The organism is Pseudoalteromonas sp. SR45-4, assembly GCF_014163535.1.
Lineage (GTDB): Bacteria > Pseudomonadota > Gammaproteobacteria > Enterobacterales > Alteromonadaceae > Pseudoalteromonas > Pseudoalteromonas nigrifaciens.
On sequence record NZ_JACJDO010000084.1, the window covers coordinates 1 to 2,355 of the forward strand.

A 2,355-nucleotide genomic window follows, 5' to 3' on the forward strand; every position below is an offset into this window, starting at 1 on the left:
GTAAGCGTCTAGCGAACCACACCTAGCATCGATGTTCTGATTATCTAAAAATACCTGCTCAATGATAAATTCGGAGCAGGTGATGAAAACTTACAGAACAAGCGCACAGTGGCAGCAGCTTTTGCTGAAACGCAGTACGTTTAGTGGTACTAATATTGAATTCTGCCAACACCATAATGTCGCTATTACGACTTATTATAAACAACGTGCTTTACTGGCAAAAGACCAGCCTAATTCCACCTTGCCAGTGCACACGCAGTGCCTTACATCATCACGTTTTGTCCAGGTAAAACAAACTACTGAAGTCTGCGCGCAAACTCGTCAAAATACGCTGCAGTTTGATACGCTAACCGGCCAACTCACGTTTCCTATCGATTTAGCGACGGCCGATATCGTTGCCATTATTAAAGGGCTAACGGTATGAGGATGTTCGTTGATGTACCCACCGTCTATTTATGTGCCGATGCCGTTGATTTTCGAAAATCAATTAATGGTCTGGCGGCGTTGGTGGAAGCAGAGCTTGAACTACCCGTGCTCAGTGGTGCGCTATTTGTGTTTTGTAATAAAGGCCGTGACAAACTCAAACTGCTTTACTGGGATAACACCGGTTTTGCACTGTGGTATAAGCGATTAGATAAGCATAAGTTCAAATGGCCCAAACTCATGTCACCCACCATGACCTTAAGCGAGCAGCAATTACACTGGTTATTATCGGGTTATGATGTGATTGGACACAGTAAAATTGATGTCGCAGGTAAGCAAATGCTTTAATATTTGCGATCGATTGATGATCATCAAAGTGAGTTCAGTTAGCACTGCAAAGCCTTTGATGATGCCTTAAAATAGGCGTCATGAAAAATGAACTCGCCCTTAAACAGCGCATTGCTGAACTTGAAAAACTGTTAGCGCAGAAGGATGCCCAGATTGCGGCATTGGAAGAGCGCTGGAGCTTGGCCCAACAAAAACAATTCGGCAAAAGTGCTGAAGGCTTTGCCGGGCAAGGCGAGTTATTCAATGAAGTGGAAGAAATTGTTGAGGAAGTTGAGGCAGAGCAACAATCCATTAGCTATACCCGTAAAAAGCCGGTGCGTAAGCCACTGCCAAAAGACTTACCTCGTGAGCAAGTTATTCACGACATCATCGACAAAACCTGTGATTGCTGTGGCGGTGAGCTACATAGAATGGGTGAAGATAAGTCAGAAAAGCTTGAGTTCATACCCGCTAAAATCAAAGTGATTGAGCATATTAGGCCTAAATACGCCTGCCGTCACTGTGATAAATCCTCAACTCAGACACAGATTAAACAAGCCTCAATGCCTGCCATGCCCATCAACAAAGGCATTGCAACCAGCAGTTTGCTCAGTCAGCTTATCACCAGTAAATACCAATACGGGTTACCGCTGTATCGCCAGGAAGCGATGTTTAAGCAATACGGTATTGAACTCAGTCGACAGACCATGAGCAGCTGGATAGACAAATCAGCCACACTCTTCGCGCCATTAGTTGAACGGCTTAAAGCCGAGCTGTTAAGGCAACCCACGCTGTTTGCCGATGAAACGCCATTAAAGGTGGTGAAATCGGACAAAGTAAACAGTTACATGTGGGTGTATTGCTCGGGTCGAGATTCACCAGACCCGAATAATCCTATCCCTAATATCGTACTTTACGACTTCCACAATAGTCGCGCGGCCGCCTGCGTGGTCAATTATCTTGATGGATATCAAGGGTACTTGCACGTGGATGGCTATCAAGCCTATGCCAGAACAGAGGCAACCTTAATCGGCTGCTGGGCGCATGCTCGTCGTAAATTTATCGACGCGAAAAAGCTACAAGGTAAAAACAAAACCGGCAAAGTGGATGTGGTATTGAGCCTTATCCAAAAACTGTACGGCGTTGAGTCACGCATCAAAGATAAAAGTGTGGATGACAAATATACGGCAAGACAAGAGGTTAGCCTGCCTATTCTTAGCAAGCTAAAAATATGGCTTGAGCAGGATCAGCCAAATTTAGTGGGGAACAGCAAACTGATAGAGGCAGCTAATTACCTGGCAAATCAATGGCACAAGCTCATACGCTATGTTGATGATGGCCGACTTAGCATCGATAATAATAGAGCAGAACGCGCGGTAAAACCGTTTGTGATAGGCCGAAAGAATTGGTTATTTAGCCAAACGGCTAACGGTGCCCATGCTAGTGCCACCCTTTACAGCATTGTGGAAACCGCCAAGATAAATGGTCTAATCCCATTTAATTACATCTGTGCTTGCCTTGATGAACTGTGCCAGCCTGAGCCCGATATCGACAGCTTGTTACCCTGGAATTTTAAAACATAGGTGTAGTTCGCTAGACGCTCAC

3 protein-coding genes are annotated in these 2,355 nt (G+C 45.1%); all 3 read left to right on the top strand.

The annotated features are described in order from the left end of the window. Positions 1–82: 82 nt before the first annotated feature. The 3 genes from H5058_RS18010 (at position 83) to tnpC (ending at position 2,333) form a co-directional block, all read left to right on the top strand. Entirely contained in the window at positions 83–424 is a 342-nt protein-coding gene (locus H5058_RS18010; protein WP_008467385.1) for a hypothetical protein, read from the top strand. Then, positions 421–771, top strand: coding sequence for an IS66 family insertion sequence element accessory protein TnpB (tnpB, locus tag H5058_RS18015; RefSeq protein ID WP_010554756.1), 351 nt, complete (start codon positions 421–423; stop codon positions 769–771). Before H5058_RS18010 ends, tnpB begins: the two co-directional genes overlap by 4 nt. 80 nt (positions 772–851) lie before the next feature. Then, a complete protein-coding gene (tnpC, locus tag H5058_RS18020; protein WP_008467384.1) occupies positions 852–2,333 on the top strand; it encodes an IS66 family transposase in 1,482 nt (493 codons plus the stop codon). Positions 2,334–2,355: the final 22 nt, after the last annotated feature.

What these genes read in the sequence shown, in the direction of transcription:
- H5058_RS18010 (WP_008467385.1), top strand. Translation starts at nt 83, where the DNA reads ATGAAAACTTACAGAACAAGCGCACAGTGGCAGCAGCTTTTGCTGAAA.
- tnpB (WP_010554756.1), top strand. Translation starts at nt 421, where the DNA reads ATGAGGATGTTCGTTGATGTACCCACCGTCTATTTATGTGCCGATGCC.
- tnpC (WP_008467384.1), top strand. Translation starts at nt 852, where the DNA reads ATGAAAAATGAACTCGCCCTTAAACAGCGCATTGCTGAACTTGAAAAA.